Source organism: Bradyrhizobium diazoefficiens (genome assembly GCF_016612535.1).
Classification (GTDB): Bacteria; Pseudomonadota; Alphaproteobacteria; order Rhizobiales; family Xanthobacteraceae; genus Bradyrhizobium; species Bradyrhizobium diazoefficiens_C.
Window position 1 is genome coordinate 302,273 of the sequence record NZ_JAENXS010000003.1, and the last position, 24,073, is coordinate 326,345.

The 24,073-nt window shown below is 63.2% G+C and carries 25 protein-coding genes; 11 read left to right on the forward strand and 14 right to left on the reverse strand.

The features are described 5' to 3' along the window. The first annotated feature begins 5 nt into the window (after window positions 1-5). A complete protein-coding gene (locus JJE66_RS32545) occupies window positions 6-218 on the forward strand; it encodes a hypothetical protein (protein WP_200519684.1) in 213 nt (70 codons plus the stop codon). Here JJE66_RS32545 and JJE66_RS32550 read toward each other — a convergent pair. Further along, a complete protein-coding gene (locus JJE66_RS32550) occupies window positions 191-2,488 on the reverse strand; it encodes a bifunctional diguanylate cyclase/phosphodiesterase (RefSeq protein ID WP_200519692.1) in 2,298 nt (765 codons plus the stop codon). The genes JJE66_RS32545 and JJE66_RS32550 overlap by 28 nt on opposite strands. A 384-nt stretch (window positions 2,489-2,872) precedes the next feature. On the opposite strand from JJE66_RS32550, the gene JJE66_RS32555 reads away from it, so the two are divergent. Together JJE66_RS32555 and JJE66_RS32560 are read left to right on the forward strand one after the other, a co-directional pair. Further along, a complete protein-coding gene (locus JJE66_RS32555) occupies window positions 2,873-4,279 on the forward strand; it encodes a hypothetical protein (RefSeq protein WP_200519701.1) in 1,407 nt (468 codons plus the stop codon). A 28-nt stretch (window positions 4,280-4,307) separates the two neighbouring features. Continuing rightward, the gene (locus tag JJE66_RS32560; RefSeq protein WP_200519703.1) at window positions 4,308-4,631 is read left to right on the forward strand and encodes a plastocyanin/azurin family copper-binding protein; all 324 of its coding nucleotides are present in this window, start codon (window positions 4,308-4,310) and stop codon (window positions 4,629-4,631) included. Between the two features lie 273 nt (window positions 4,632-4,904). On the opposite strand, the gene JJE66_RS32565 is transcribed toward JJE66_RS32560, so the two are convergent. Continuing rightward, a complete protein-coding gene (locus JJE66_RS32565; RefSeq protein WP_200519705.1) occupies window positions 4,905-5,384 on the reverse strand; it encodes a PaaI family thioesterase in 480 nt (159 codons plus the stop codon). 183 nt (window positions 5,385-5,567) lie between these two features. Between JJE66_RS32565 and purL the strand changes: the two genes are divergently transcribed. Next, window positions 5,568-7,778 carry a phosphoribosylformylglycinamidine synthase subunit PurL gene (purL, locus tag JJE66_RS32570; RefSeq protein WP_200519707.1) on the forward strand — a complete coding sequence of 737 codons (2,211 nt, stop codon included), beginning with the start codon at window positions 5,568-5,570 and terminating at the stop codon, window positions 7,776-7,778. Between the two features lie 117 nt (window positions 7,779-7,895). Here the strand turns inward: purL and JJE66_RS32575 are convergent, their stop codons facing one another. Next, window positions 7,896-9,083: an acyltransferase gene (locus JJE66_RS32575; RefSeq protein ID WP_200519709.1), complete on the reverse strand. Its 1,188-nt coding sequence runs from the start codon at window positions 9,081-9,083 to the stop codon at window positions 7,896-7,898. A 186-nt stretch (window positions 9,084-9,269) separates the two neighbouring features. Between JJE66_RS32575 and JJE66_RS32580 the strand changes: the two genes are divergently transcribed. Continuing rightward, window positions 9,270-9,443, forward strand: a complete 174-nt coding sequence (locus JJE66_RS32580) for a DUF1328 domain-containing protein (protein ID WP_200519711.1) — start codon at window positions 9,270-9,272, stop codon at window positions 9,441-9,443. Window positions 9,444-9,463: 20 nt separating this feature from the next. Here JJE66_RS32580 and JJE66_RS32585 read toward each other — a convergent pair whose 3' ends face one another. Continuing rightward, the gene (locus JJE66_RS32585; RefSeq protein WP_246756743.1) at window positions 9,464-10,567 is read right to left on the reverse strand and encodes an alpha/beta fold hydrolase; all 1,104 of its coding nucleotides are present in this window, start codon (window positions 10,565-10,567) and stop codon (window positions 9,464-9,466) included. Between the two features lie 65 nt (window positions 10,568-10,632). Further along, entirely contained in the window at window positions 10,633-10,992 is a 360-nt protein-coding gene (locus JJE66_RS32590) for a DUF427 domain-containing protein (RefSeq protein ID WP_200519713.1), read from the reverse strand. A gap of 211 nt (window positions 10,993-11,203) precedes the next feature. On the opposite strand from JJE66_RS32590, the gene JJE66_RS32595 reads away from it, so the two are divergent. After that, a complete protein-coding gene (locus JJE66_RS32595; protein ID WP_028147489.1) occupies window positions 11,204-11,440 on the forward strand; it encodes a BolA/IbaG family iron-sulfur metabolism protein in 237 nt (78 codons plus the stop codon). Window positions 11,441-11,479: 39 nt separating this feature from the next. Beyond that, window positions 11,480-12,673, forward strand: coding sequence for a low temperature requirement protein A (locus JJE66_RS32600; protein WP_200519715.1), 1,194 nt, complete (start codon window positions 11,480-11,482; stop codon window positions 12,671-12,673). Between the two features lie 30 nt (window positions 12,674-12,703). On the opposite strand, the gene egtD is transcribed toward JJE66_RS32600, so the two are convergent. Continuing rightward, the gene (gene egtD, locus JJE66_RS32605; protein WP_200519723.1) at window positions 12,704-13,675 is read right to left on the reverse strand and encodes an L-histidine N(alpha)-methyltransferase; all 972 of its coding nucleotides are present in this window, start codon (window positions 13,673-13,675) and stop codon (window positions 12,704-12,706) included. Between the two features lie 50 nt (window positions 13,676-13,725). Then, window positions 13,726-15,036 (reverse strand): ergothioneine biosynthesis protein EgtB, encoded by a 1,311-nt coding sequence (gene egtB, locus JJE66_RS32610; protein WP_200520170.1) that lies wholly within the window; start codon window positions 15,034-15,036, stop codon window positions 13,726-13,728. A 240-nt stretch (window positions 15,037-15,276) separates the two neighbouring features. Between egtB and grxD the strand changes: the two genes are divergently transcribed. Genes grxD through JJE66_RS32630 form a run of 4 tightly spaced genes read left to right on the forward strand, consistent with a single transcriptional unit; the run spans window position 15,277 to window position 18,755 of the window. After that, on the forward strand, window positions 15,277-15,603 hold the full coding sequence (gene grxD / locus JJE66_RS32615; RefSeq protein ID WP_200519733.1) for a Grx4 family monothiol glutaredoxin: 327 nt from the start codon (window positions 15,277-15,279) through the stop codon (window positions 15,601-15,603). 3 nt (window positions 15,604-15,606) lie between these two features. Beyond that, complete coding sequence (locus JJE66_RS32620; RefSeq protein WP_200519735.1) at window positions 15,607-16,158, forward strand: O-acetyl-ADP-ribose deacetylase; 552 nt, start codon at window positions 15,607-15,609, stop codon at window positions 16,156-16,158. A 46-nt stretch (window positions 16,159-16,204) separates the two neighbouring features. Next, window positions 16,205-17,491 carry a serine hydrolase gene (locus tag JJE66_RS32625; RefSeq protein WP_200519737.1) on the forward strand — a complete coding sequence of 429 codons (1,287 nt, stop codon included), beginning with the start codon at window positions 16,205-16,207 and terminating at the stop codon, window positions 17,489-17,491. Window position 17,492: 1 nt separating this feature from the next. Further along, window positions 17,493-18,755, forward strand: coding sequence for a serine hydrolase (locus JJE66_RS32630; RefSeq protein ID WP_200519739.1), 1,263 nt, complete (start codon window positions 17,493-17,495; stop codon window positions 18,753-18,755). Window positions 18,756-18,871: 116 nt separating this feature from the next. Here the strand turns inward: JJE66_RS32630 and JJE66_RS32635 are convergent, their stop codons facing one another. The 7 genes from JJE66_RS32635 to murI form a co-directional block, all read right to left on the reverse strand. Then, window positions 18,872-19,939, reverse strand: coding sequence for a low specificity L-threonine aldolase (locus tag JJE66_RS32635; protein WP_200519741.1), 1,068 nt, complete (start codon window positions 19,937-19,939; stop codon window positions 18,872-18,874). 35 nt (window positions 19,940-19,974) lie between these two features. Beyond that, window positions 19,975-20,277, reverse strand: coding sequence for a type II toxin-antitoxin system RelE/ParE family toxin (locus JJE66_RS32640; protein ID WP_200519743.1), 303 nt, complete (start codon window positions 20,275-20,277; stop codon window positions 19,975-19,977). Beyond that, window positions 20,256-20,483, reverse strand: coding sequence for a hypothetical protein (locus JJE66_RS32645; protein WP_200519745.1), 228 nt, complete (start codon window positions 20,481-20,483; stop codon window positions 20,256-20,258). Before JJE66_RS32645 ends, JJE66_RS32640 begins: the two co-directional genes overlap by 22 nt. 113 nt (window positions 20,484-20,596) lie before the next feature. Next, the gene (rpsD, locus tag JJE66_RS32650) at window positions 20,597-21,214 is read right to left on the reverse strand and encodes a 30S ribosomal protein S4 (protein WP_200519754.1); all 618 of its coding nucleotides are present in this window, start codon (window positions 21,212-21,214) and stop codon (window positions 20,597-20,599) included. A gap of 198 nt (window positions 21,215-21,412) precedes the next feature. Then, window positions 21,413-22,180 carry an acyltransferase gene (locus JJE66_RS32655; RefSeq protein ID WP_200519756.1) on the reverse strand — a complete coding sequence of 256 codons (768 nt, stop codon included), beginning with the start codon at window positions 22,178-22,180 and terminating at the stop codon, window positions 21,413-21,415. A gap of 192 nt (window positions 22,181-22,372) precedes the next feature. After that, the gene (locus tag JJE66_RS32660; RefSeq protein ID WP_200519758.1) at window positions 22,373-23,146 is read right to left on the reverse strand and encodes an HpcH/HpaI aldolase/citrate lyase family protein; all 774 of its coding nucleotides are present in this window, start codon (window positions 23,144-23,146) and stop codon (window positions 22,373-22,375) included. 62 nt (window positions 23,147-23,208) lie between these two features. Then, window positions 23,209-24,006 carry a glutamate racemase gene (gene murI / locus JJE66_RS32665; RefSeq protein ID WP_200519760.1) on the reverse strand — a complete coding sequence of 266 codons (798 nt, stop codon included), beginning with the start codon at window positions 24,004-24,006 and terminating at the stop codon, window positions 23,209-23,211. Window positions 24,007-24,073: the final 67 nt, after the last annotated feature.

Sequence of the window (24,073 nt, forward strand, 5' to 3'; positions counted from 1 at the left end):
TCATCGTGGTGAAGCGTGCGCTCGCCGCGTTTGCGGTGCTGTCGTTTGCGACAGCCGCGTTCGCGCAGGATTTCCCAAAGCGTCCGATCACCATGATCGTGCCGTTCGGAGCCGGCGGCACCTCGGACGTGGTTCGAGGGGCAGGGCTGGAACAGCCTGTTCGCGCCCAAGGGCACGCCGGCGGCGGTCATCACGCCGCGGCGTTCGCAGCCTGCTGAAAGCCGGTCAGGAGCTGGGCGACCTCGCTCGCCGGCACCGGCTTGCTGAAGAAATACCCCTGGACCTCGTCGCAGCCTTCGGCGCGCATCTTGTCCAGCTGCTCCTGGGTTTCGACGCCCTCGGCCGTCGTGGTCATGCCGAAGCTCTGGCCAAGCCCGGCGACCGCGCGAATGATCGCGATCGAATCCGGTCTGTCGATCAAGTCTCGAACGAAGCTCTGGTCGATCTTGATCTTGTCGAACGGGAAGCTGCGAAGATAGCTCAACGATGAATATCCGGTCCCGAAGTCGTCCATTGAAATCCTGACGCCAAGGCCCCGGAGCTGGTGCAGCGCTTCGAGCGTTGCATCATTGTTGGTCATCAGGACGGTTTCGGTAATTTCAAGCTCGAGCCGGTTTGCCGGCAATCCGGACGTCGCCAGGGCCGTTACGACGGCGGAGAGCAGTGTCTTGTGGCGGAATTGAACCGGGGACACGTTCACTGCCACTCGCAGATCGGATGGCCATGTCTTCGCTTCGGCGCAGGCCTGTCGGATCACCCACTCGCCGATCGTCGCAATGAGGCCCGTCTCTTCCGCCAACGGAATGAATTCGCCTGGCGGGACCCTGCCGCGCGTCGGGTGGTTCCAGCGCAGCAATGCCTCAAGACCCGTGATCTTGTTGTCCGCGAGATTGACGATTGGCTGGTAATATAGTTCGAATCCGCCGGCTATCACCGCCTTGCGAAGATCGAGTTCGAGGAGGCGCCGGGCCTGCGCCTTTACATCCATGTCCGGCTCGAAGAAGTGGAATCTGGCGCGGCCATCTTCCTTGGCGCGATACAACGCCATGTCGGCGTTCTTCAGCAGTTGATCCACGTTGTCGCCGTCGTCGGGGGCGATCGCAATCCCGACGCTTCCACCGATCACGACATGATGGTCGCCAAGCTCGAGGGGCACGCTCAAGGCTTCGACGATTCGGGCCGCCAGGCCGGCAGCCGCCTCCATGGGCCTCTCCGCCCCTGATTGCACGATCGCGAACTCGTCGCCGCCGGTTCGCGAGACCAGATTGCCGTCGCCAACGAGATCGCGCAGCCGATCGGAAACCGCACACAACAGTGCGTCGCCGACCGAGTGGCCGAGCGTGTCGTTGATGAGCTTGAAATTGTCGAGGTCGAGACAGAGCACGGACGCCTTGCCGCCGTGCTTGATGTTTGCCAGGGTTCTCTCGATGTGCTGGCGCAACTGGACGCGGTTCGCCAACGCCGTCAGGGCATCGTGATGCGCGAGGAACGCGATCTGCTTTTCAGAATTGTGCTTCTCGGTCACGTCCATGTGGATGGTGACCGAGCCGCCCGTGTTGAGCGGCGCTCTCGTCGTTGCAATAATTCGACCGTCTTGCAGTTGGTGTTCCAGGGCGACCGCGATCGGGCGGGACGCCTGCGCCAATTCCTCTTCGACGAAATCGCCGGCGTCGACAGCCGACGTGCCGTGCTCCATCCGGTGTTCCAGTATTGCCCGAAGCGAGGCACCGGGTTGGGTCAAATCTGGTCCAAGTCCATACATCGCGGCAAATCGTGCATTGCAGACGATCAGGCGCTGCGCTTCGTCGAACATCGACAGACCCTGCGGCATGCCCTCCAGTGCGGCATAAAGACGGTCGCTCGATCGTTCGTTGAGTGACCTGATCATGCGGTGGATCGCGAACAGCACGAGTCCCGCCAGCATGATGCTGGTGAGGATCGAGCTGAGCAGCAGCAGATCGGATTTGTACGAAAATGCCTCGATGTCGTCCCGGGCCTGCAGGCCGATGGCTGAATTGCGCTCGCGCAGGCGCTCCATGCGTGTTTGGAGATCGCCGATGCGATTTTCCAGGTCGGCATCATTCTGTCCGGCACTGAGCAGATCGGCGAGGTCGGCCCTGATTTTCAAGCCCTCCCTGCGCGCGACCTGCGAGCTCGATCTTTCGATCGCGACATCCATGTCGTCCAGCACGGATTCCAGAAGCTCGTTCGTTTTGGAAGCTTCGCCCTGCGCGGCCGCACGGGAGCGTTCGTCGACGTAATGCTGAAAGGCGATCTGGGCCTGGCTGACATAGTTGGTGGAAATGAAGGCGGTGTCGTAGATCTTGACCGCATAGTCGCTGATGGCGCGTTGCTGGTAGCGGGCGAACAGGCCGATGATGAGATTGGCGGCCAGCAGGCAGATCGTGACGATCAGAAACTGCCGGCGGAAGGAAATCGCGTATCGGTTGGCCGCCCCCTCCGAATGGGGGGTGGCATGACCCGGCATGCTTGGTGCTTCCGTATCGATCCCAATAGACGACACTGCGTCGCCCTCCCCAGAAATTCCTCGCAGTTCCCGTCATTTGCGACCGGCACAGGCTAAACCCCTTATCTTAAAGTGAGGTGGATGCTGCTGACCAACCGCCCGCAGTTTGAAGACATCGGATCTTCGACATGTTCGCGATTCCGTCGCCAAATCGCGCGATTGCACCTGATCTCGGTGCGGCAGGCACCCGTTCTTAACTGAAATCGAATCATTGGCGGCCGCGACAGTGGAGCAGTCGGGGACCGCATCTGCGCGGGGGATCGATCGGCCGTCAGAGCTTGACGGAATATTAACCATAATCGGATTTCTTGGGCTGGGCTAACTCTCAGGCGCGAGATGCGGAACATGTTCTTGAACTTGTTGCGCACGGCTTTGGCGCAGCACTCAAACTCCCGCTCGAGCTGGCTGTTTGCGGACTCTGATCGCATTCGCCTTATCGTGCCGGCCGTGTTGCTCGCGACCCTGCTGGCGGCGACGGGGCCGGCGCTCGCCGTTCCATCTTTCGCGATCCAGACCGGTCAACCCTGCGCCGCCTGCCACATCGGGGCGTTTGGCCCGCAGCTGACCCCTTACGGGCGCGACTTCAAGCTGCACGGCTACACCGCCAACGACGGCCAGAATCACGGGCTGCCGATTGCTTTCACCGCACAGACCTCCTTTACCCATACTTCGCAACCGCAGCCCGGTGGTGCCGCGCCCGGCTTCAAGCCGAACGACAATTTCGCCATCGATCAGCTGTCGCTTTACTACGCCGGGCAAATCGCGCCCAAGCTCGGCGGCTTCATCGAGCTCAACTACGATGGCGTCGCGCAGCAGGCCGCTCTGAACAATGTCGACATCCGCTATGTCAGCGAAGGCCAGGTGTTCGGACAGGATGTGCTCTGGGGCGTGACCGTCAACAACAATCCCACCGTCCAGGATCCCTGGAACTCGACGCCGGCCTGGGGATTTCCCTACAACCGATCCGCGCTGGCGCCGACGCCGACCGCTTCAACGCTGGTCGACGGAGGCCTCGGACAGCGCGTCGCCGGCGTCGGTGTGTACTCGCTGTGGAATGACTTCGTTTACCTGGAGAGCGACGTCTACAAGGGCCTCGCTCCTCCCGCGTTGCGAGCGCTGGGCCAAACGCCTGACGACAGCGATCGCACCACGGCCTTCATTCCGTATGCCCGCATCGCGCTTCTGAAGGACTGGGGCGACAAACGCCATCACGCGGAGGTCGGGGCTTATGCACTGTCCGGCAGCGTCATTCCCGGCGGCGACCAAACGCTCGGCTTCGGCGTGCGCAAGAGTGATTGGGCGGTCGATGCGACGTATCAGTACATTACCGATCCTGCCAAGGTGACCAGCGACAGATTGTCGGCGCACGCGACTTTCGTCCACGAGACCAGCAGGCTGTCGAGCGATGCGCTGGACGCGACAGGCGCGCTGCCTCGCCATTGGCTGGACACGATGCGTGCGGATCTGTCGTACAGTTTCGCCGCGACCGTGACGCCGTCGATCCAGTATTTTCGCACCGTCGGCACGGGCGATGTGAATTACTGGACGACGCCGAACGGCAGTCCCAACTCCGACGGGATGATTCTCGAAGTTGCCTATGTGCCTTGGGGCAAGCCGGACTCGTCGTTCCAGAACATGAACGTCCGGCTCGCCGTACAGTACGTCAACTATTTCAGCTTTGACGGCAGCCGCGCCGACGCCAGCAGAAACAACCATTTTTACTTCAGCCTCTGGACCGCGGTAAAATTCTAGCCGGACCGGTCATCGAAGGAAACAGATCATGTCGTTTCGCCTTTCAATTGCCTTCGCCATCCTGATGGGGCTGGTGGTCGCAGTGCCGGCTGCATCGACGATCACGGTGATCCAGCGCGGACTGGCCTTGAATATGGCGTCGGTGGCGCTAGCGAGGGGGGATCGTCTGAGCTTCACCAACGACGACGACGTGATCCATAACATTCACATCTTCGGCCCTGACGAGGAAAGCACGGACCTCGGTCTTCAGAAGCCGGGCAAGCTGCTGAGTTACAAGTTCGACAAGTCGGGCTCGTACAGGGTCCGGTGCAACATCCATCCATCCGTGAAGATGTCGGTTACCGTGAAGTGATGCGAACCGAGATCGTGCCGGACGCGACCAACCGGGGCAAGTGTCGCGAGAACCGCGGATTGTTCAGGGGCTGCTGATCCAGATGGCGCACACCAAAATATCTGCGCGATGCGCAGGCCGAGTGGCTGTCGATCGCCGAGAAGCAGATTTCGGCGTGAGCGGAAGGGACCAAGCTTGATCCCTTGAGCACCCGCGGGCTCGCTTAACCTCTCCCGCTTGCAAGCGGGAGAGGGAGCGCACCTCTCCAGCGGCGGTCGTGCATCAAAAGGGAAGCTATGCGTTTGGCTGAGGGAGTGGCCTCCGCTTCACCCGCTTGATCGTGCCGGAGAAGGTGAACAGTCGGCGTTCGCCGGCCATCATCTCCCCGCGCAGGAAGATCAGCGAGCCGCCGGCGCGAGTGACCTCGCCGGTGCACTCGATCAACTCGCCCTCATGGCCGGCATCGAGGAATTCGCAGGCGAAATTGACGGTCACGCCTTTGCTGTTCAGCGCATGGCGGCCGATCGCGAACAGGCAATAGTCGGCGAACGCCATGAAGCAGCCGCCATGGACGTTCTGGGAGCCGTTGAGGTGCTTTTTCTCGACCCGGAAGGCGCAGCGGACCCGGCCGTCCGCCTCGAAACGGTGCCAGAAGGGGCCGATATGGTTCTCAAAGCTGTCGCGGATCCAGGTCTGCCAGCCCTCGAATTCTCCCTGGGTCGCGATATGGAGGTCGGGACGTTGGGGAGGGGGCGTTTTGGTCAATTCATGCAAGGAAATGGGCCTTCAATTGCGGGTGTTTTGACCTTAAATCCGATCCGTGCGCGCTGTGCAATTCCTGTTCCCGCGCCCCCTGACCGCAAAACGTGGGACAGCGGGAAAATGCGCCATAAAGGGCTTTTAAGAGCCGTCCGATGTTCCTAAGAACGGCAAAACGCCGCCGAAAGCCCCGAATCCATGAAGAACGAACCCAAGATCACCCCCGAGCTGATCGCCGCCCACGGGCTCAAACCCGACGAGTACGAGCGCATCCTGAAGCTGATCGGCCGGGAGCCGACCTTCACCGAGCTCGGCATCTTCTCGGCGATGTGGAACGAGCACTGCTCGTACAAATCCTCGCGCCTCCATCTGAAGGGCCTGCCGACCAAGGCGCCCTGGGTGATCCAGGGCCCGGGCGAGAACGCCGGCGTGATCGATATCGGCGACGGCCAGGCCGTGGTCTTCAAGATGGAGAGCCACAACCATCCGAGCTATATCGAGCCCTACCAAGGTGCGACCACGGGCGTTGGCGGCATCTTGCGCGACGTCTTCACCATGGGCGCGCGTCCGATCGCCTGCCTCAATGCCCTGAGCTTCGGTGCGCCCGAGCACGCCAGGACCCGGCATCTCGTTTCCGGCGTCGTCGCCGGCGTCGGCGGCTACGGCAATTCCTTCGGCGTGCCGACCGTCGGGGGCCAGGTCCGTTTCCACACCCGCTATGACGGCAACATCCTCGTCAACGCGATGGCCATCGGCCTCGCCGATGCCGACAAGATTTTCTATGCGGCCGCCTCCGGCGTGAACATGCCGATCGTCTATCTCGGCTCCAAGACCGGCCGCGACGGCATCCACGGCGCCTCGATGGCGTCGGCCGAGTTCGACGACAAGTCCGAGGAGAAACGCCCGACCGTGCAGGTCGGCGATCCCTTCGCCGAGAAGTTGCTGCTCGAAGCCTGCCTCGAGATCATGGAGCAGGGCTGCGTCATCGCGATCCAGGACATGGGCGCGGCGGGGCTGACCTGCTCGGCAGTCGAGATGGGTGCCAAGGGGGATCTCGGCGTCGATCTCGATCTCGATGCGGTGCCGACCCGCGAGGCCGGCATGAGCGCCTATGAGATGATGCTTTCAGAGAGCCAGGAGCGCATGCTCATGGTACTCAAGCCCGAGAAGGAAAAGGAAGCCGAGGCGATCTTCAAGAAGTGGGGGCTCGATTTCGCCGTGGTCGGCTACACCACGCCGAGCAAGCGCTTCGTGGTCAAGCATGGCGGCGACGTCATGGCCGATCTGCCGATCAAGGAGCTCGGCGACGAGGCGCCGCTCTACGACCGGCCACATGTCCCCTCCGCCGCGCTGCCGGTGGTGCATGCCCGTGAGGTGCCGGCGCCGATGGGCGTCGGGGCCGCGCTGGAGAAGCTGATCGGCACACCAGACATGTGCAGCAAGCGCTGGGTCTGGGAGCAGTACGACCACGTCATCCTCGGCAACACCATGCAGCGCCCCGGCGGCGATGCCGCCGTCGTGCGCGTGCAGGACGGACCGAAGGGGCTGGCGCTCACCGTCGACGTCACGCCGCGTTATTGCGAGGCCGATCCCTATCAGGGTGGCATGCAGGCGGTAGCGGAAGCCTGGCGCAACATCACCGCAGTCGGCGGCAAGCCGCTCGCGATCACCGACAATCTCAATTTCGGCAATCCGGAGCGGCCTGAGATCATGGGCCAGTTCGTCGGCTGCCTGAAGGGCATCTCGGACGCCTGCCGCACGCTGGACTTCCCGGTCGTGTCCGGCAACGTCTCGCTCTACAACGAGACCAATGGCCGCGCGATCCTCCCCACACCTTCGATCGGCGGCGTCGGCCTGCTCGACGACTTCACCAAATCCGCTTCGCTGGCCTTCAAGGCCGAGGGCGAGGCGATCCTGCTGATCGGCGACACCCATGGCTGGCTCGGCCAGTCCGTTTACCTGCGCGACATCTGCGGTCGCGAGGAGGGTGCGCCGCCGCCAGTCGATCTCGCCGCCGAGAAGCGCAACGGGGATTGCGTGCGCGGCATGATCCATGCGGGCACCGCGACCGCCGTGCACGACCTCTCGGATGGCGGTCTCCTGATCGCGCTTGCCGAAATGGCGATGGCGAGCGGCATCGGCGCGAAGCTGCTGGCGGCGCCGACCGCGCTTGTCTCGCAGGCCTATTGGTTCGGCGAGGATCAGGCGCGCTATCTCGTCACCGTGCCGGAAACGGAAGCCGGCCGCGTGCTTGCCAAGATGCGCGGCTGCGAAGTGCCGTGCGTGCGGATCGGCACCACCGGTGGCGATGCGATCGCGATTGCCGGTGAAGCGCCTGTTACGATCGAGAGCTTGCGGACCTCGCACGAGCGCTGGCTGCCGGATTATATGGGCGGGAAGGCGGCGTAGGCCGCCACCACAACCCCGGTCCCGTAGCCCGGATGGAGCGCAGCGTAATCCGGGATTCCGCCCGACGGTGAGAGATCCCGGATTTCGCTTCGCTCCATCCGGGCTACCGATCACGCCTCACAACACGTGCGTGGCGCCCGGTATTTTCCGCAACGCCGCTGTCAGGCCCCAGCTCAGCATCACCGTGAGCACGAATCCGATCGCGGCCTTCACGATGGCCGGCAGCTGGTAGTCGAACAGCGCATACTGGATCCACAGCGCGATCGGGTAGTGGACCAGGAACATGCCATAGGCATCGGCTTGCATACGGTCGAGCAGGGTCGGTCCCGGCGTCTTCGAATGCAGGAAGAAGGCGAGGATCGCGAGCAGGATCGCGGCCGAGAACATCACGAAGAACGTGCCGTAGATGGCTTGGTACCAGTGCGGCTGCACGCCGGGATTACCGAGGATTTCGCGCTTGATGTAGATCATGCCCCACATCAGGCAATAGGGAATCAGCGTCGCGATCACCCACAGCCAGCGGCTCCCGGGCAATTGGCCGTCGGCGCCGAGGATACCGCGATCGAAGTTCGCCGCACCGACGCTCACACCCATGAAGAAATAGGCGAAGTAGAGCAGGATGCGGCTTGCCTGCACCGAGAACGGTCCGAACTCAAACCATTTGTTGGCGCCGAAATAGAGCAGTGCCGGCACGTAGACGATGGCCGTGACGACGGCGAGCAGCAGCCAGAACACGGCCGGCTGTTCAAAGCCCCGAACCGAAATGCGGTTCACGGGATCGACCAGATGCGCCGAGACCCGGTAGAGCAGGCTCGCGGTCAGGTCGAACGCCAGCAGCACCCACACGAACCAGATCGGACCGCTCGGCCAAGGGCCGACGGTGATCGTCTTCCACCAGAACGCCGCGAAGGTCAGCTCGGGATTTTCGCGCAGCGCGATCGCGTAATAGGCGAGCGGAATGACGGTGAAGGCTGCAATCACGAACGGCAGCCCGAGCCGCAGCAGGCGGTCGCGCACGAAGACTGACGGCGCCTTGCGCGCGATGCCGGGCCAGGTGAACAGGCCCGACAGAAAGAAGAACATCGCCATGAAGAAGCTGTCGGTGGCGAGCACGACGATGTCGAAGCCGATCCAGGAGGCCGGATCGGTGTGACCGAAATAGGTGTAGGGAATGACGGCGTGATGCAGCAGCACCACCAGCGTGAGGAAGGTGCGGGTGCGGTCGAGCGACAAATTGCGCGCCTTGGCTTTCGGCGCGGCGTGCGCCTCTGCACCCACCGTTGCAGAATGTGACATCGTGATCATGGCCGCCCCGGTCGCGTTCCTGTCCCGGCCGGACTGTGCCGCCGGGAACCCGATTCAGCAAGGGCAGTTTGTGCCGCGAAAACCCTTCCGTCGTGCGTTTAGGAACCACCTCCGCATAGCGCAGTTAGCGTTCCCGAAACGGGTGAGGGGCCGCCGATCATGGTGGCTGGTTTCGCGGAGCTGACGATGACGATCTTGAAATGGGCGCTGATTTTCCTGCTGATCTCGATCGTGGCCGGCGTGCTCGGCTTCACCGGCATTTCGGCCGCCTCCGCCGACATCGCCCGCTTCCTGTTCTACATCTTCGTCGTGATCTTCCTGGTGCTGCTGATCCTCGGGCTCACTGTGTTCAGGGCGTAGCGGGCCGCCGCGCCGGGCCCTCAATCGCGTGCGAACGGCATGACGTGGGTCACCAGATCGGCCAAGAACTCGTCGGGACGATCGAACGGAATGAAATGATCGCCGCCGCGCACCCAGACAAATTGCTTATGCGGGGCCGTGATCTGATTGAAGAGCTGTTCGGCCGGCCCACCCGGTGTGTTGTAGTCCGCATCGCCCTCGATGAATATCACCGGGACCTGAAACGCGAGTCCCAGCGAGGCGACGTCACGCTTGAACATGGGGCCCTCTCGTCCGCGCAGATATTTTGCGGAGAAGGCCATGCCCTTACGCCAGTTGTACCAGTCCAGCAGCGAGAAATCCGGCATGAATGGGGGTGGAACGGGACCCGCCAACCGGAAGCTCTCGATGGAGGGTAGCCCCAGCGCCTTGCTCCACTTGTCCGCGAGCAGGCGATTTTGCGGGCTCATCACAGGTCGCGCGACGATTGGCGCCAATTCCGCCAGGGCCTCGTTGTTGCCAGCGGACTGCGCCAATGCTTGCAGATGTGCGATTGTGATCTCGAATTGCGTCTCGAACGTCACCCTGCCGACCACTTGTCCCGTGCCGACATAGGCAGAGAACAGATCAGGGCGCTGCTTGACGATGTGAATGCCTAGGAACGAACCCCAGGAATGCCCGACCAGGATAATTTTGTCCTTGTGCAGATGGATTCGCAGATATTCGGCCAGCTCGATGCCGTCCTGCACCATTCGCTCCAGCGTCATGGTTGGAGCGAGTGTCTCTCCAGCCGCGCCATAGGTGCGGCCAGCGCCGCGCTGGTCCCACTGCACGACAGTGAAATGCTTTTCCCAGGGACGCCAACCCGACGAGATCGGCAAGGTGGAGCCGCCGGGTCCGCCATGGACGAACAGGAGAACAGGGTTATCCCGATCCTCGCCGCGGATTTGAATCCATTGCTTGATGCCGCCGATGTCGACGAACGCTCCCTCCTGCACCCCCTCAGGGGAGCGTATCGCGAGAGTTTCGGCGGCAAGATATTGGCGGTAGGCACGAAATCCCACTCCGGCAGCGGCCACTACAATGAGGACACCGGCCAATCCCAGCAACGAGACCCCAATCAGTCTTGCGGCCTTGCGCGGCATCTCGTGCCTTGTGTCGACTGAGAGGAGGCGATCCGTGAGCGCCCCGGTGCCCCGGCCCCGTGAGCCTACCCCACTTCCTCGATCTTCACCTTGTCCGGATAGAAGGCAAGATGACCCGTGATCTCGGTCATCGCGGGGAACGGCGTCTCGTAGGTCCAGATGGCATTGTCGAGCGTCTTGCCGTCGGCCTTGATGCTGTAATAGCTGGCGTCCCCCTTATAGGGGCAGTGCGTGGTGCGGTCGGTGCGCTCCAGCAGCGCCATGTTGGCGTCCTCCCGCGGCAGATATTGCACCGCCGGATATTTGGCCTCTTTCAGCGTCAGCGCCTTGGCGCTCTCGGCGATCACGATATCGCCCGCCGTCACGCGGACGCGCCGGGGGTTTTGGGTGATGGTGATGGGGTGGTCGGGGCCTGGAAGCTTCATGATTTCACGCCTTTTCGATCAATCCGTCGCGCGCGGCACTTTGTCGTGCCTTTATCCTGATGGGATCAGGGATATAGTGCCTGAAGGCGTGACGTAGAAGGCCGATCACGCTAAGTTTCGCCCTGCCGGCAAGTTTGGCTTTGCAGATCCGGACCCCGGCAAGCGATTCGACGCCGAGGCTGTAAAGCCGACACTGAGGAGCAAGACCCGAATGCCCATGGACGCCCACGATATCGAGGCGATGATCAAGGCAGCGATCCCCGATGCCGAGGTGACCATCCGTGACCTCGCCGGCGATGGCGACCACTATGCAGCGACCGTGATCTCGGAATCCTTCCGCGGCAAATCCCGCGTCCAGCAGCATCAGATCGTCTATCAGTCGCTGCAGGGCCAGATGGGCGGCGTGCTGCATGCGCTGGCGCTGCAAACCGGGGTGCCAGGCGCTTGATTTGAGGGCACCTGACCTGAGTGCGCGACGGGGATGATGATGGCTGCGGATAATCCGCGCGGCGCGCTGTTTCGCGTCATCCTGCCGAACCAGACCAGCCGCGTCACCAATGCCGAGATGTTCTTCGACCTCGTGTTCGTCTTCGCGGTCACGCAGGTGTCGCACACGCTGCTGCACCATTTCACCTCGCTCGGTGCGGTCGAGGTCACGCTGCTGTTCCTGGCGGTGTGGTGGGTGTGGGTCTACACCGCCTGGGTCACCAACTGGCTCAATCCGGAGCTGACGCCGGTCCGCATCCTGATCTTCCTGATGATGCTCGGCGGCCTCGTGCTGTCGACGACGATCCCGACGGCGTTCGAGGGGAGGGGCCTGTGGTTTGCGACCGCCTATGCGACGATGCAGGTCGGGCGCACCGCGTTCTGGCTGTTCGCAACCCCACGTCACCGGACTCCGGTGCGGCACAACGCAATCCGCATTCTGGTGTGGCTCTGCGGCTCCGCAGTGTTCTGGATCCTCGGCGGCCTCGCCCATGGCGAGGAGAGGCTGTGGTTCTGGATCGTGGCGCTGACGATCGAATACGTCTCGCCCGCGGTTCGCTTCTGGGTGCCGAAGCTGGGATTCTCGTCGGTCGAGGCCTGGGCGGTCGAGGGCGGCCACATGGCCGAGCGCTGCGCCGGCTTCATCATCATCGCGCTTGGTGAGGCCGTCATCGTCAATGGCGCAACCTTTGCCGAGCTGGACTGGACCGCGGACAATATTCTCGCTTTCGTCTCTGCGCTGGTCGGCAGCATCGCGATGTGGTGGATCTATTTCCACAAAGGCGCGGAGGCCGGCTCCGAGTGGATCTCGAAGTCTGCCGAATCCGGCCGGCTGGCGCGGCTCGCCTATACCTATCTGCACATGCCGATCGTCGCCGGCATCATCCTGAGCGCGGTCTCGGACGAACTGGTGCTGAAGCATCCGACCGGGCATCCCGATGTCAGAACCATCGTGAGCACGATCGGCGGGCCGCTGGTGTTTTTGGTCGGCACCATCCTGTTCAAGCATTCTATCCGCGGCTTCCTCCAGCTCTCCCACGGCATCGGCATCATTCTGCTCGCGGCGCTGTGGTGGTTTGCCGCCGATCTCTCGCCCTTATGGCTGTCGGTCGCAACGAGCGTGATCATGATCGTCGTTGCGGTGTGGGAAACGGTATCGCTGCGATCGAAGTCGGGAGAGCTCGGGGAGCGTTGAGCCGCCGGGCTGCCGGTGACGCCGGAGCTGTTACTTCGCCGCCTCCAGCGCGTGCACCGAGAACATCTTCGCTGTGTCCGTCCAGCTCTCGCGCACCTTCCAGCCGGCGCCTTGCGCCAGCGCTGCAAAACGCTCGATGCTGTATTTGTAGCTGTTCTCGGTGTGGATGCTCTCGCCGGGCCGGAACGAGAAGCTGGTGCCGAGCAGACGCACGATCTGGCTCTTCTTGCTGATCAGGTGCATCTCGATCCGGTGCCGGTCGTGATTGTAGATCGCACCATGGGTGAAGGCGGAGAGGTCGAAATTTCCGCCGAGCTCGCGGTTGATCCGCACCAGCACATTGAGGTTGAACCGCGCGGTGACGCCTGCCGCATCATTGTAGGCGGCGTGGAGCAGACGCTCCTCTTTCTCGAGGTCGGCGCCGATGATCATCTGCGCGCCTTGGCCGAGGATCTTGCGAGCGCTCTTCAGAAAAGCCTGCGCTTCATGCGGCTCGAAATTGCCGATGGTCGAGCCGGGGAAGAAGCCGACCTTGGGCATCGTGGCGACCGCCTTGGGCAACTCGAACGGCGTCGTGAAGTCGGCTGCCACTGGATAGATGCCCAGCGAGGGAAAGTCCCGCTTCAGCCCGTTGGCCTGGGCCTGCAGGAAATCCCCGGAGATATCGACGGGGACATAGGCTGCGAATTTGCAGTGATTCAGCAGCAGCCGGACCTTCGTGGTCGCGCCTGCGCCGAATTCGACCAACGCCGCATGCTCCGGAATGATTTTCGCGATCTCGCTGCCGCGCTCCTTCAGGATCGCAAGCTCGGTGCGCGTCGGATAATATTCCGGCAGGCGCGTGATCGCCTCGAACAATTCCGATCCGGTCGCGTCGTAGAAATATTTCGGCGACAGTTTTTTGGGCTGCTGCGACAGGTCGTCGATGGCCTCGCGGGCGAAGGCCGTGGTCTGCTCGTCGGGAAGATGGGCTTCAGCCAAAGCGCTGGCGTGCACATTCATGATACTCTCCTGAACGCGCTGTCCGGCGCGCATTGGTCGTCGGATAATTTTTACTCGTAGTCGGCGAGCCGCAGACCCGTGAACTGCCACCGATGGTGCGGATAGAAGAAGTTGCGATATGTGACACGGCTGTGACCGTCCGGCGTCGCCAGCGAGGAGCCGCGCAGCACCAGCTGGTTCACCATGAACTTGCCGTTGTACTCGCCGAGCGCGCCTTCGATGGCGCGGTAGCCGGGGTAGGGGGAGTATGAGCTGCGGGTCCATTGCCAGACGATGCCGAAGGCATCGTTGAGCTGGCCGGCGCGCGCGGCGACCTCCCATTCCATCTCGGTCGGCAGATGCTTTCCCGCCCAGCGCGCGAACGCGTCGGCCTCGTAATAGCTGATGTGGCAGACCGGTGCGTCAGGATCGACCGGCTTGACGCCGGCGAGCGTCATCACGTTCCACTGGCCGTCGATCTCGCGCCAATGACCCGGAGCCTGCCAGTCTTCCTTGCGGGCGGCGGCGAAGCCGTCCATCAACCAGAGCGTTGCGCTCGCGTAACCGCCGTCGCGCATGAAGGCAAGCCATTCGCGATTGGTGACGAGATTGCGCGCGACCTTGACCGGGCCGACGAGAGCGCGATGCGCGGGCTTCTCATTGTCGAAATGGAAGCTGTCTTCGGTGTGGCCGACGGTGTGAATGCCCTCGTTCAGTGTCAGCCAATCCTCAGCCGTGCGCGTCGAAGCCGGGAAGCGCCAGTCCGGATCGTAGGCCGGATAGACCGGGTTCTGCGCAAAGGCGTGCAGGATGTCGGTGAACATCAATTCCTGATGCTGCTGCTCGTGGTTGAGCCCGACCTCGACCAGCGGTGCGATGGCCCGAAGCTTGTCTTCGCCGGCCTCGCGGAAGAATTTCACGACTGCCGCATCGACATAGCTGCGATAGGCACTGACCTCGTTGGCACTGGGGCGGGTGATGTCGCCGCGGTGATTGCGCGCATGACGCGGGCCGGCGCTGACATAGTAGGAATTGAACAGGAAAGCGAAGTCGGGATGGAAGGGCCGGTAGCCGGACACGTGTTCGCCGAGCAAAAATTGCTCCCAGAACCAGGTGGTGTGGGCTCGGTGCCATTTCGCCGGGCTTGCGTCCGGCATGGATTGGATTTGCTGGTCCTCGGGCGAAAGCGGCGCGGCCCGGCGCTCGGTCTCTTTGCGGACGGCGAGAAAGGCGGTCTCCAACCCCTGCTCCAATCCTTGGGCGAGGTCGCCGGGGGCGTCCAACGGTGACGAAAGCGGCGAGGCGGCCGTAGCGGAGGCTTGTTTCGTCACGTTTTTCTCCAGACAGGACAAGAGAACGTTGTTGGCGGTACCCGGTTCCAAAACCAAGGTTCGTCCTAGATAGGGGTTCCGTTACGGTATGAAAGTCCTCCCCGGTGATGATATTCGTGCCATCATGCAATGGCCCCGGGCCCGTCCGGCCCGGCCGCCCAGCGGCTGGTCGCCGCCATTTTACTTTGGATGCACAACGGTTTGGGCTACATATATAGGCAGGTATCGGGTTAGATCGGCTGAGCCGGCCCGAAGATATTGTTGAGGGCTCTGCCCCAGAAGGACACGGATATGAGCATCGCGGAATTCATCGACAACGAAGTGAAGTCGAACGACGTGGTTCTGTTCATGAAGGGAACGCCGCAATTTCCGCAGTGCGGTTTCTCCGGCCAGGTCGTCCAGATCCTCGACCACATCGGCGTCGGTTATAAGGGCCTCAACGTGCTCGAATCCGCCGAGCTGCGCAACGGCATCAAGGACTACTCGAACTGGCCGACCATCCCGCAGCTCTACGTAAAGGGCGAGTTCATCGGCGGCTGCGACATCATCCGCGAGATGTTCCAGGCCGGCGAATTGCAGCAGCTCTTCTCCGAGAAGGGCGTCGCGGTCGCGGCCTGATTCGTGACCTCGCTGACGCGCCGGATCGGCGGCGTTCAGCTCGAAATCATCGTTGCTGACATCACCACCCTCGGCGTTGACGCTATCGTCAACGCCGCCAACACGTCGCTCCTTGGCGGCGGCGGCGTGGACGGTGCGATCCATCGGGCCGCCGGGCCCGAGCTGGTCGCCGAGTGTCGCATGCTGCACGGGTGCAAGACCGGCGATGCGAAGATCACCAAGGGATATCGGCTCAAGGCCGCCCATGTGATCCACACCGTCGGACCGGTCTGGAACGGCGGCACCATCGGCGAGGACGAGCTGCTCGCCTCCTGCTATCGCCGTTCGATGGAGCTGTGCGGCGAGCACAAGCTGACCTCGGTGGCATTCCCCGCGATTTCGACCGGCATTTTCCGCTTTCCCGCCGACCGGGCGGCCGATATCGCCGTGCGGACGACAATCGAAGGGCTTCCTGCCGCGCCGTTTGTTGCTCGCGTGGTTTTCTGCTGCTTCTCCGAGCCGAGTGCCAAATTCCATGCCGAGGCGCTCTCGCGGCACAGCAGCCCTTGTGCCTGATGACACGGTTAGTACACTCCACCCGGCCATGTTCCGGGGAGGGGATATGATTTTACGTTTTGGACGATTTGCGTTGGTCTGCGGCGTACTGGTATCGCTCGGTGCGATATCGTTGGCGCAGGCCGAGGGCACTTACGAGATTCCGGCTGGCGCGCATTTCAATCAGGACAAGCTCGCGAGGATCAGCGAGTTTTTCAAGAACGAGGTTGCGACCGGCAAGATCGCCGGCGCAACCGTGCTGATCAAGCAGCACGGCAAGCCGGTCTTCCACCAAGCCTTCGGCGTGCAGGACGTGGTCAGCAAGGCGCCGATCACCGACAAGACGATCTTCCGCCTGTTCTCGATGACCAAGGCGATCACCTCGGTGGCCGCGATGAAATTGGTCGAGGACGGCAAGATCAAGCTCGACGATCCCGTCTCCAAATACATCCCGTCCTTCGCCAATGTGAAGGTCGGCGTCGAGAAGAAGGCCGAAGACGGCACCAAATCGCTCGAGCTGGTCCCGCCGAATCGGCCGATGACGGTGCACGATTTGATGACGCACACGTCGGGCATTACCTACGGCTTCTATGGCGACAGCCTGGTCCGCAAAGCCTATCGCGACGCCAAGATCTACGACGGCGATTTCGATCTCGCCGAGTTCGCCGAGCGCATCGCAAAGCTGCCGCTGCACAATCAGCCGGGCGCGCTCTGGCAGTACGGCCATTCCACCGACGTCCTGGCACGCGTGATGGAGATCGCGGCCGGCAAGCCGCTGCTCGATATCGAGCGGGAGGTGCTGCTCGGTCCGCTCGGCATGGTCGACACCGGCTTCCTCGTCACGGACCCCAAGAAGCAGAAGCTGCTGGCGCAGCCGGTGCCGAACGACAGCGATTTCCGGGTCGGTCGGATCAACGATCCGACTGTCGTGAAGAAATGGCAGTCGGCCAGCGGCGGCATGGTTTCGACCATGGCGGACTATGAGCGCTTCGCGCAGATGCTGCTCAACGGCGGTTCTCTCGACGGCAAGACCATCCTCAAGCCCGAGACCTTCAAGCTGATGGTGACCGACCAGATCGGCCCGAATTCGGGCGTCGATCGCGATTATTTCTATTTCCCCGGCGACGGTTTCGGCTTCGGCCTCGGGCTTGCTGTCCGCACCGACCCCGGCAACGCCAAGCCGCCGCCGCCCGGCGATCTCGGCGAATTGAAGTGGGACGGCGCCTCCGGCTGCTATTTCGTGATCGACCCCAAGCAGGACATGTTTTTTGTGTTGCTGGAGCAGACGCCGACCGAGCGCCAGCGCGTGCAGCGGACATTGAAGCAGTTGGTTTATGAAGCCATGGAGAATTGACATGTGCGGGCGCCGCGGTCTGATCGCGGCGCTCATTCTTCTGTTTGGCGTCGTCGGTGCGCAAGCGGTCTCCGCGGGCCGCGCCCATAACTTTACGCCCGAGGGCCTGGCGAAGGTTTCCGACTACATCAGGAACGAGATCGTGACCGGCAAGTTTCCGGGCGCGATCCTGCTGCTCCAGCAGCACGGCAGGCCGGTCTATTACGAGAATTTCGGCGTCCGCGACGTTGCGACCGAGATGTCGATGAGCGCGGACACGATCTTCCGGCTCTATTCGATGTCGAAGCCGATCACGTCAGTCATGGCGATGATGCTGGTCGAGGAGGGCAAGCTCGCGCTTAGCGATCCCGTCTCGAAATACGTTCCGGCCTTTGCCGCCATGAAGGTCGGCGTCGAGAAGAAGGCCGAGGACGGCAAGGTCTCATTGGAGCTGGAGCCGCTCAACTGTCCGGTGACGATCGAGGATTTGATGCGCCACACCGCCGGGCTGCCCTACGGCTATTATGGCGGCGGCTTGGTGAACAAGCTCTATGCCGACGCCGGTCTCTTCGACAACAGGAATTCGACCAATGCCGATCTCGTCGCGAAGATCACCGCGCTGCCGCTGGCTGAACAGCCCGGGACGATCTGGGATTACGGCCACTCCACCGACGTGCTCGGCCGCATCATCGAGGTGATATCGGGCAAATCGCTGTTCCAGTTCGAGAAGGAGCGGCTGCTTGATCCACTCGGGATGAAAGACACCGCGTTCTATGTCGCCGATCCCGCCAAGTGGCCGCGCATCGCCGAACCGATGCCGGAGGATCGCGCGATCAGCCCGGTCACGCAGGTCCGTGATCCCCGGAAACCACTGAAATGGGAGTCGGGCGGCGGCGGGCTGGTCGGCACTGTCGGCGACTATGCACGCTTCTCACAGATGCTGCTCAACGGCGGCACTCTCGACGGTCGACGCTACCTCAAGCCGGAAACCCTCGCCTTGATGGCGTCGGATCACGTTGGTCCCGAAACTCACATTGAGCGCGACAAGAACTATTACCCGGGCGAGAGCTCCGGCTACGGCATCGGCTTCGCCGTGCGCACCTCCGTGCCACCGGGGACCTCCTGGCCGCTCGGCGAGTATCGCTGGGACGGCGTCGGCGGCACCTTCTTCTTCATCGATCCCGAGGACGATCTGTTCGGGATTTTCATGGTGCAGACCCCATCGCAGCGCGGCCGGGTCCAACTGGCACTGAAGACGCTGATCTATCAGGCGATGGGGCGGTGATCGGTCGTCTCGCCTGCTGTCGTAGCCCGGATGGAGCGAAGCGCAATCCGGGATTGATGCCAACGAAAGACTGTCCCGGATTTCGCTGCGCTCCATCCGGGCTACGGGACTGACGACTACGCCCCGCGCACGATCTCGCGAACATGGCCGATCGTCTCTTCGATCTGGCTCGCATCGACGTCGAGATGGGTGCAGGCGCGGATGCGGCCGTCCATCATCGCAAGCGTCACGCCGCGCTGGCGCAGCGCTGCGACCATCTTGTCGCCGGGCACGCCGGCGCCGTCTGGCTTGAAGAACACGAGATTGGTCTCGGGCTCCTGCACCTCGACGCCTGAGATCTGCGACAGCCCGCGCGCCAGCGCCCGCGCATTGGCGTGGTCGTCGGCAAGGCGATCGACGTGATGGTCGAGCGCGTAGATGCAGGCGGCCGCGCAGATGCCCGCCTGCCGCATCGAGCCGCCGAGGCGCTGCTTCCACTGCCAGACTGCGTCGATGAAGGCGCGCGTGCCTGCGAGCACGCCGCCGATCGGCGCGCCCAGGCCCTTGGAGAAGTCGATCCAGGCCGAATCCCAGCCTGCGGTCATGTCGCGCGGGGAGATGCCGCTCGCCACGGTGGCGTTGAGCAGACGTGCGCCATCCATGTGGGTGGCGAGGCCGTGTTGCCTGGCGATCGCGACGATCTCGTCGAGCGCCGTCTTCTTCCAGATCGTGCCGCCGCCGATATTGGCGGTCTGCTCGACGCTGACGACAGTCTGTGTCGGCTGGTAGCGCGTGCGCGGATGCAGCGCCTTGCGAAACGTCTCCGGCGTGAACTGGCCGTCGGCGCCCTTCAGCTGCGTGACCTGGAAGCCGCCGATCGCAGCATGCGCGCCGCCTTCGCGAGCGATGATGTGTGCGCTTTCATGGGCCAGGATCTCGTCGCCGGGACGGCAATGCACCAGCGTCGCAGTGACGTTGCACATCGTGCCGGAGGGCATGTAGACCGCCGCCTCCTTTCCCATCAGATCGGCCACGCGCGCGCACAGCGCATTCACGGTCGGATCGTCGCCGACCTGCTCGTCGCCGACCTCGGCGCGCGCCATCGCCTCGCGCATCGCAGCCGTCGGCTTTGTCTGCGTGTCCGAGAGCAGATTGATGCGCACCGGCGGTGCCTTGGGATCGATCGGGGCAGGGGTGTAGAGCATCAACTTGCTCCCTAAGGGAATGGCTTCACTCGCGGTTAACGAGTTCTGGGTGGACGCCGCGCGGCGTGACGAAACCGCATAATAACGATTTCTGTCGTGGTAACACGATAATCGATCAGATAGGGATGAGGGTTGACCGGCAAGCGACGGACGTGTGCACGAGTGGTCTGCCGCCCTGCATAAGGGTGATCTTGGAGCAGCGCGATTAGCGCGACAATGCGGTCGCGGACGTGCTCGGCTCCTTGGGGCGAGCGCTCGTCGATGTAGGTCAGAACTTCGTCGACTTGGGCGAGCGCCCGCTTCGTATAACGGACCTTCACAGCCCGTGCTTGGCCCACATGGCGCGGACTTCGTCGACGCTAGCCAGCTCACCGCGAGCGATTTCAGCTTCGGCCTCGGCGAGATCTGTCTCTTCTGCCGCCGTTAGCTGAATCGGAGGCTGGTCGACCCCGGCGAGTGCAAGCAGAGCTCGGGCCAGTTCGTCCTGCTCTAATTCGGGCAGGCCGGAAACCTTGCTGAAGGCCTCTTCCAGAAGACGTGTCATGGTCAACTCCGCTACGCACAATGATAGCACGGTTGGGCCGAGACATGGGAGTGGCAACCCTAAACAAAAAGGCCCCGGAAACCGGGGCCTTTGAATGTTGATCTGCCGAACTATCAGCGCGAATAGAATTCGACGACCAGATGGGGCTCCATCTGCACCGGAAACGGCACGTCGGAGAGGCCGGGGATGCGCACGTATTTGGCGGTCATCTTGCCGTGGTCGACTTCGAGATAGTCGGGCGTGTCGCGCTCGGGGAGCTGGCTCGCTTCGAGAACGTGGGCGAGCTGCTTGGAGGTTTCCTTGACCTCGATCACGTCGCCGATCTTGATCTGGTAACTGGAGATGTTGACCTTGCGGCCGTTCACCTTGATGTGGCCGTGATTGATGAACTGGCGCGCGGCGAAGATCGTCGAGACGAACTTGGCGCGGTACACCACCGCGTCGAGACGACGCTCGAGCAGGCCGATCAGGTTCTCGCCGGTGTCACCCTTGAGGCGGCTGGCCTCGACATAGATGCCGTGGAACTGGCGCTCGCTGATGTTGGCGTAATAGCCCTTCAGCTTCTGCTTGGCGCGGAGCTGCACGCCGAAGTCGGAGAGCTTGCCCTTGCGGCGCTGGCCGTGCTGGCCGGGGCCGTATTCGCGGCGGTTGACGGGGCTCTTGGGGCGGCCCCAGATGTTCTGGCCCATACGGCGATCGAGCTTGTACTTCGCCTCACTGCGCTTAGTCATCGCGTCCTCTTCAGGTACATGGTTTGAGGAAACGCGCCCTCCTGTGTGACGGGCTAGCCCGGCACTGACAGGTCCGATCCCCAAAGCTTAAGGGAGAGGACCACGGGTCGCGAAACGCTTCGCGGGCCGAAATCGGCCCGCGAGCAGGCGGCTTTTAGGTGAGTTTGGGTCGTTCTGTCAATGCAAATGGCTCCGGAATCAGCTCCCGACGGCCCGGATCGGCTTTGCGCCGGCCGCGCGCAATTCGGCAGCGATTTCAGTGTTCAGGACTTGTTCCAGCCGAGTTAAGACCCGGGCGATCGGGGCGGCATCGGTAACCCGGTGGTCCCAGCGGATCACGACATGGATGGTCTGGTCAGGTGCGGCCACCCCATAGCTGACGATGAACGGACCCGGCGTGATGGGATGGAGCTCGCCGCCGCCATAGGCGGCCACCGAGCTCACCGCGAAGCTGCCGAACCAATTGCCCCGCTGCCGGCCGAAATTCAGCCCGATCGCCCAGGACAGGCGCCGCAGCGGCCAAGGCAGGCGGGTCGCCCGCATGATCTTGCGGAACATCGGGATTTCGTCGATCGGGGCCGTCTTGGCGCGACGGATTTCGGCATCGACCGCGACCAGCGCCATGGCCTCCGGGGCCGCGATTCGCTGCAGCATCACGCATTCCTCGCCGTCCTCGATCCGGGCGATCGCCACCGACGCCACGCTCTTGGGCAGCTCGTAAAGCATCGGCCAGGGCCATTTGGCGTAGACGGTGCGCAGGACCGGCTCCTCCCTGGCGACCGAAGCAAAGGCCTTGACGAACATCGCGGCCCAGCCGGCCGGCGCCATTGCGCCCGCGCGGGCCTCCAGCAGGGGGCGGATATCGAGCGAACGGGACAGCGAGACGAACGGCACGTCCATCGAGGCGCGCATGAGATCGATAATCAGGCGGCGCGGCAGCGAAATGTTCTTAGGTTGACCGCGCATCGTTCTCCGGTTCCCACGGACTGAAAATGGAGGACGGCGAGGGGCCGCTCGCCGCCTGCTCTAGCACGAACCAACCCGATTGGGCGCGAATCGGTTCGACCTTATCAAGGTGCCGGCGAGGCCAGCGGCTTGGTGTTGCCGTGGCTGAGCCTAGCAGCGCCGCTGTTCCCGGCAAGATGGCGATCGGCCTGTTCAGCGCTTGATCCCGTCGAACGCCGCCGTGATGCCGCGCTGGAACAGCGACCAGTCGAAGCCGAGCGCGATCGCGCGGTAGCCGCGGTCGATCAGGGCGTTGGCCTGGTCGGCGGTGCGTGCGACGCCGCCGATCGGCACGCCGCTTTTGAGGATGCCGGCTTCGGCGCGCGCGATCAGCGCGCGCAATTCCGGATCGTCCATCTGGCCGCGCTTGTTGATGGAGGTGGCGAGATCGCCCGGACCGATCACCGCGACGTCGATGCCCGGCGTCGCCATGATCTCGTCGATGCGGTTGACGGCATCGACATGTTCGATGGTGATCATGCAGATCATCTCGTCGTCGGCTGACGCCATGTAGTCCGGCATCGACTGGCCCCAGCGGAACGGTGCGTGGAACGGACCCCAGAGACGGTCGCCGCGCGGCGGATAGCGCACGCTGCGCACGGCCTTCTCCGCCTCGCTGCGGTTGGTGATCATCGGAAAATTGATGCCGAAGGCGCCGATGTCCATCGGCGCTTTGGCAAGCCACGGCTCGTTGGCTGCGATCCGCACCAGCGGGGTACACGGCGTGCCCGTCGTCGCCGCGATCATCGCATGCGCTTCGGTGAGCCCGATCGGGCCGTGTTCGAGATCGACGATGATCCAGTCGAGCGAACGCGCCATGATCTGCACCATCTGCACGCTCGGGATCGTCGCGATCGCGCCGAAGGCGGGGCGGCCCTCGTTCCACAATTGGCGGAGGCGATTGAGCGGCGTTGCGGGGACCGACATGTGATGACCTTGCGCGAAGGTGACGACGGCAGAGCCTAGCAGCGCGCCGTCGAGGCGCAAGGTCAGGCCAGCGCGCGGCCACCGAAGAACGGCGTCAGTGCTGCTGCGAGACCGTGCACGCGGTTCGACGTGAAGATCATCTCGGCACCGGACTGCGCGATGCCGCCCACGCGCGGGCCGAGCAGATCGGAGACGCGCCGGGCGATGGCGGGCGCAGGGTCGATCCATTCGACCGGCCAGGGCGCAAGCTTGGTCAAGCGGTCGAGCAGCAGCGGATAATGTGTGCAGGCGAGCACCACAATGTCCGTACGCGACGCTGCGTCCGCGGCAGCGCCGACGAAGCAGGGGGTGAGCTCGGCCAGGATGTCGCCGTCGCTGATCGGATAGCCGCTGAGCTCGCGCTCCGCAAGCGAGGCCAGCTCGGGTGAGCCGACCAGTGTGACCTCGCAGCCCTGGGCGAAATCGCGGATCAGCGCCTTCGTGTATTCGCGTTTCACCGTGCCCTTGGTGCCGAGCACCGAGACGCGGCGGGTCTTCGATCGGGCGCAGGCCGGCTTGATCGCGGGCACGGTGCCGACGAAGGGCACGGAATAAGCGGCGCGCAGATGCGATAGGACCAGCGTGGATGCCGTGTTGCAGGCGATGACGACGAGGTCAGGATCATGGGTGCCGATCAGCTCCCCCATCAGCGGCACGACGCGGGCGATGATCTCGTCCTCGCTGTGATGGCCATAGGGGAAGAAGGCGTCGTCGGCGACGTAGACGTAATGCGCGTCTGGGCGCGCAGCCACCACCTCACGCAGCACCGTGAGGCCGCCGAGGCCGGAATCGAATACCAGGATCGTCGAGGAATTGGTCACGTCGTTACCTTAAGGGCTCATGGTTACCATTCGGTTTTTTGGGCGGTTTTGCGGCGGGAATGACCGG

Bases quoted from the DNA above. Each gene is read 5' to 3' on its own strand.
- JJE66_RS32550 (WP_200519692.1), bottom strand. From the start codon at position 2,488: ATGCCGGGTCATGCCACCCCCCATTCGGAGGGGGCGGCCAACCGATAC.
- JJE66_RS32555 (WP_200519701.1), top strand. From the start codon at position 2,873: ATGTTCTTGAACTTGTTGCGCACGGCTTTGGCGCAGCACTCAAACTCC.
- JJE66_RS32560 (WP_200519703.1), top strand. From the start codon at position 4,308: ATGTCGTTTCGCCTTTCAATTGCCTTCGCCATCCTGATGGGGCTGGTG.
- purL (WP_200519707.1), top strand. From the start codon at position 5,568: ATGAAGAACGAACCCAAGATCACCCCCGAGCTGATCGCCGCCCACGGG.
- JJE66_RS32575 (WP_200519709.1), bottom strand. From the start codon at position 9,083: ATGATCACGATGTCACATTCTGCAACGGTGGGTGCAGAGGCGCACGCC.
- JJE66_RS32580 (WP_200519711.1), top strand. From the start codon at position 9,270: ATGACGATCTTGAAATGGGCGCTGATTTTCCTGCTGATCTCGATCGTG.
- JJE66_RS32585 (WP_246756743.1), bottom strand. From the start codon at position 10,567: ATGCCGCGCAAGGCCGCAAGACTGATTGGGGTCTCGTTGCTGGGATTG.
- JJE66_RS32590 (WP_200519713.1), bottom strand. From the start codon at position 10,992: ATGAAGCTTCCAGGCCCCGACCACCCCATCACCATCACCCAAAACCCC.
- JJE66_RS32595 (WP_028147489.1), top strand. From the start codon at position 11,204: ATGCCCATGGACGCCCACGATATCGAGGCGATGATCAAGGCAGCGATC.
- JJE66_RS32600 (WP_200519715.1), top strand. From the start codon at position 11,480: ATGGCTGCGGATAATCCGCGCGGCGCGCTGTTTCGCGTCATCCTGCCG.
- egtD (WP_200519723.1), bottom strand. From the start codon at position 13,675: ATGAATGTGCACGCCAGCGCTTTGGCTGAAGCCCATCTTCCCGACGAG.
- grxD (WP_200519733.1), top strand. From the start codon at position 15,277: ATGAGCATCGCGGAATTCATCGACAACGAAGTGAAGTCGAACGACGTG.
- JJE66_RS32625 (WP_200519737.1), top strand. From the start codon at position 16,205: ATGATTTTACGTTTTGGACGATTTGCGTTGGTCTGCGGCGTACTGGTA.
- JJE66_RS32630 (WP_200519739.1), top strand. From the start codon at position 17,493: ATGTGCGGGCGCCGCGGTCTGATCGCGGCGCTCATTCTTCTGTTTGGC.
- JJE66_RS32635 (WP_200519741.1), bottom strand. From the start codon at position 19,939: ATGCTCTACACCCCTGCCCCGATCGATCCCAAGGCACCGCCGGTGCGC.
- JJE66_RS32645 (WP_200519745.1), bottom strand. From the start codon at position 20,483: ATGACACGTCTTCTGGAAGAGGCCTTCAGCAAGGTTTCCGGCCTGCCC.
- rpsD (WP_200519754.1), bottom strand. From the start codon at position 21,214: ATGACTAAGCGCAGTGAGGCGAAGTACAAGCTCGATCGCCGTATGGGC.
- JJE66_RS32655 (WP_200519756.1), bottom strand. From the start codon at position 22,180: ATGCGCGGTCAACCTAAGAACATTTCGCTGCCGCGCCGCCTGATTATC.
- JJE66_RS32660 (WP_200519758.1), bottom strand. From the start codon at position 23,146: ATGTCGGTCCCCGCAACGCCGCTCAATCGCCTCCGCCAATTGTGGAAC.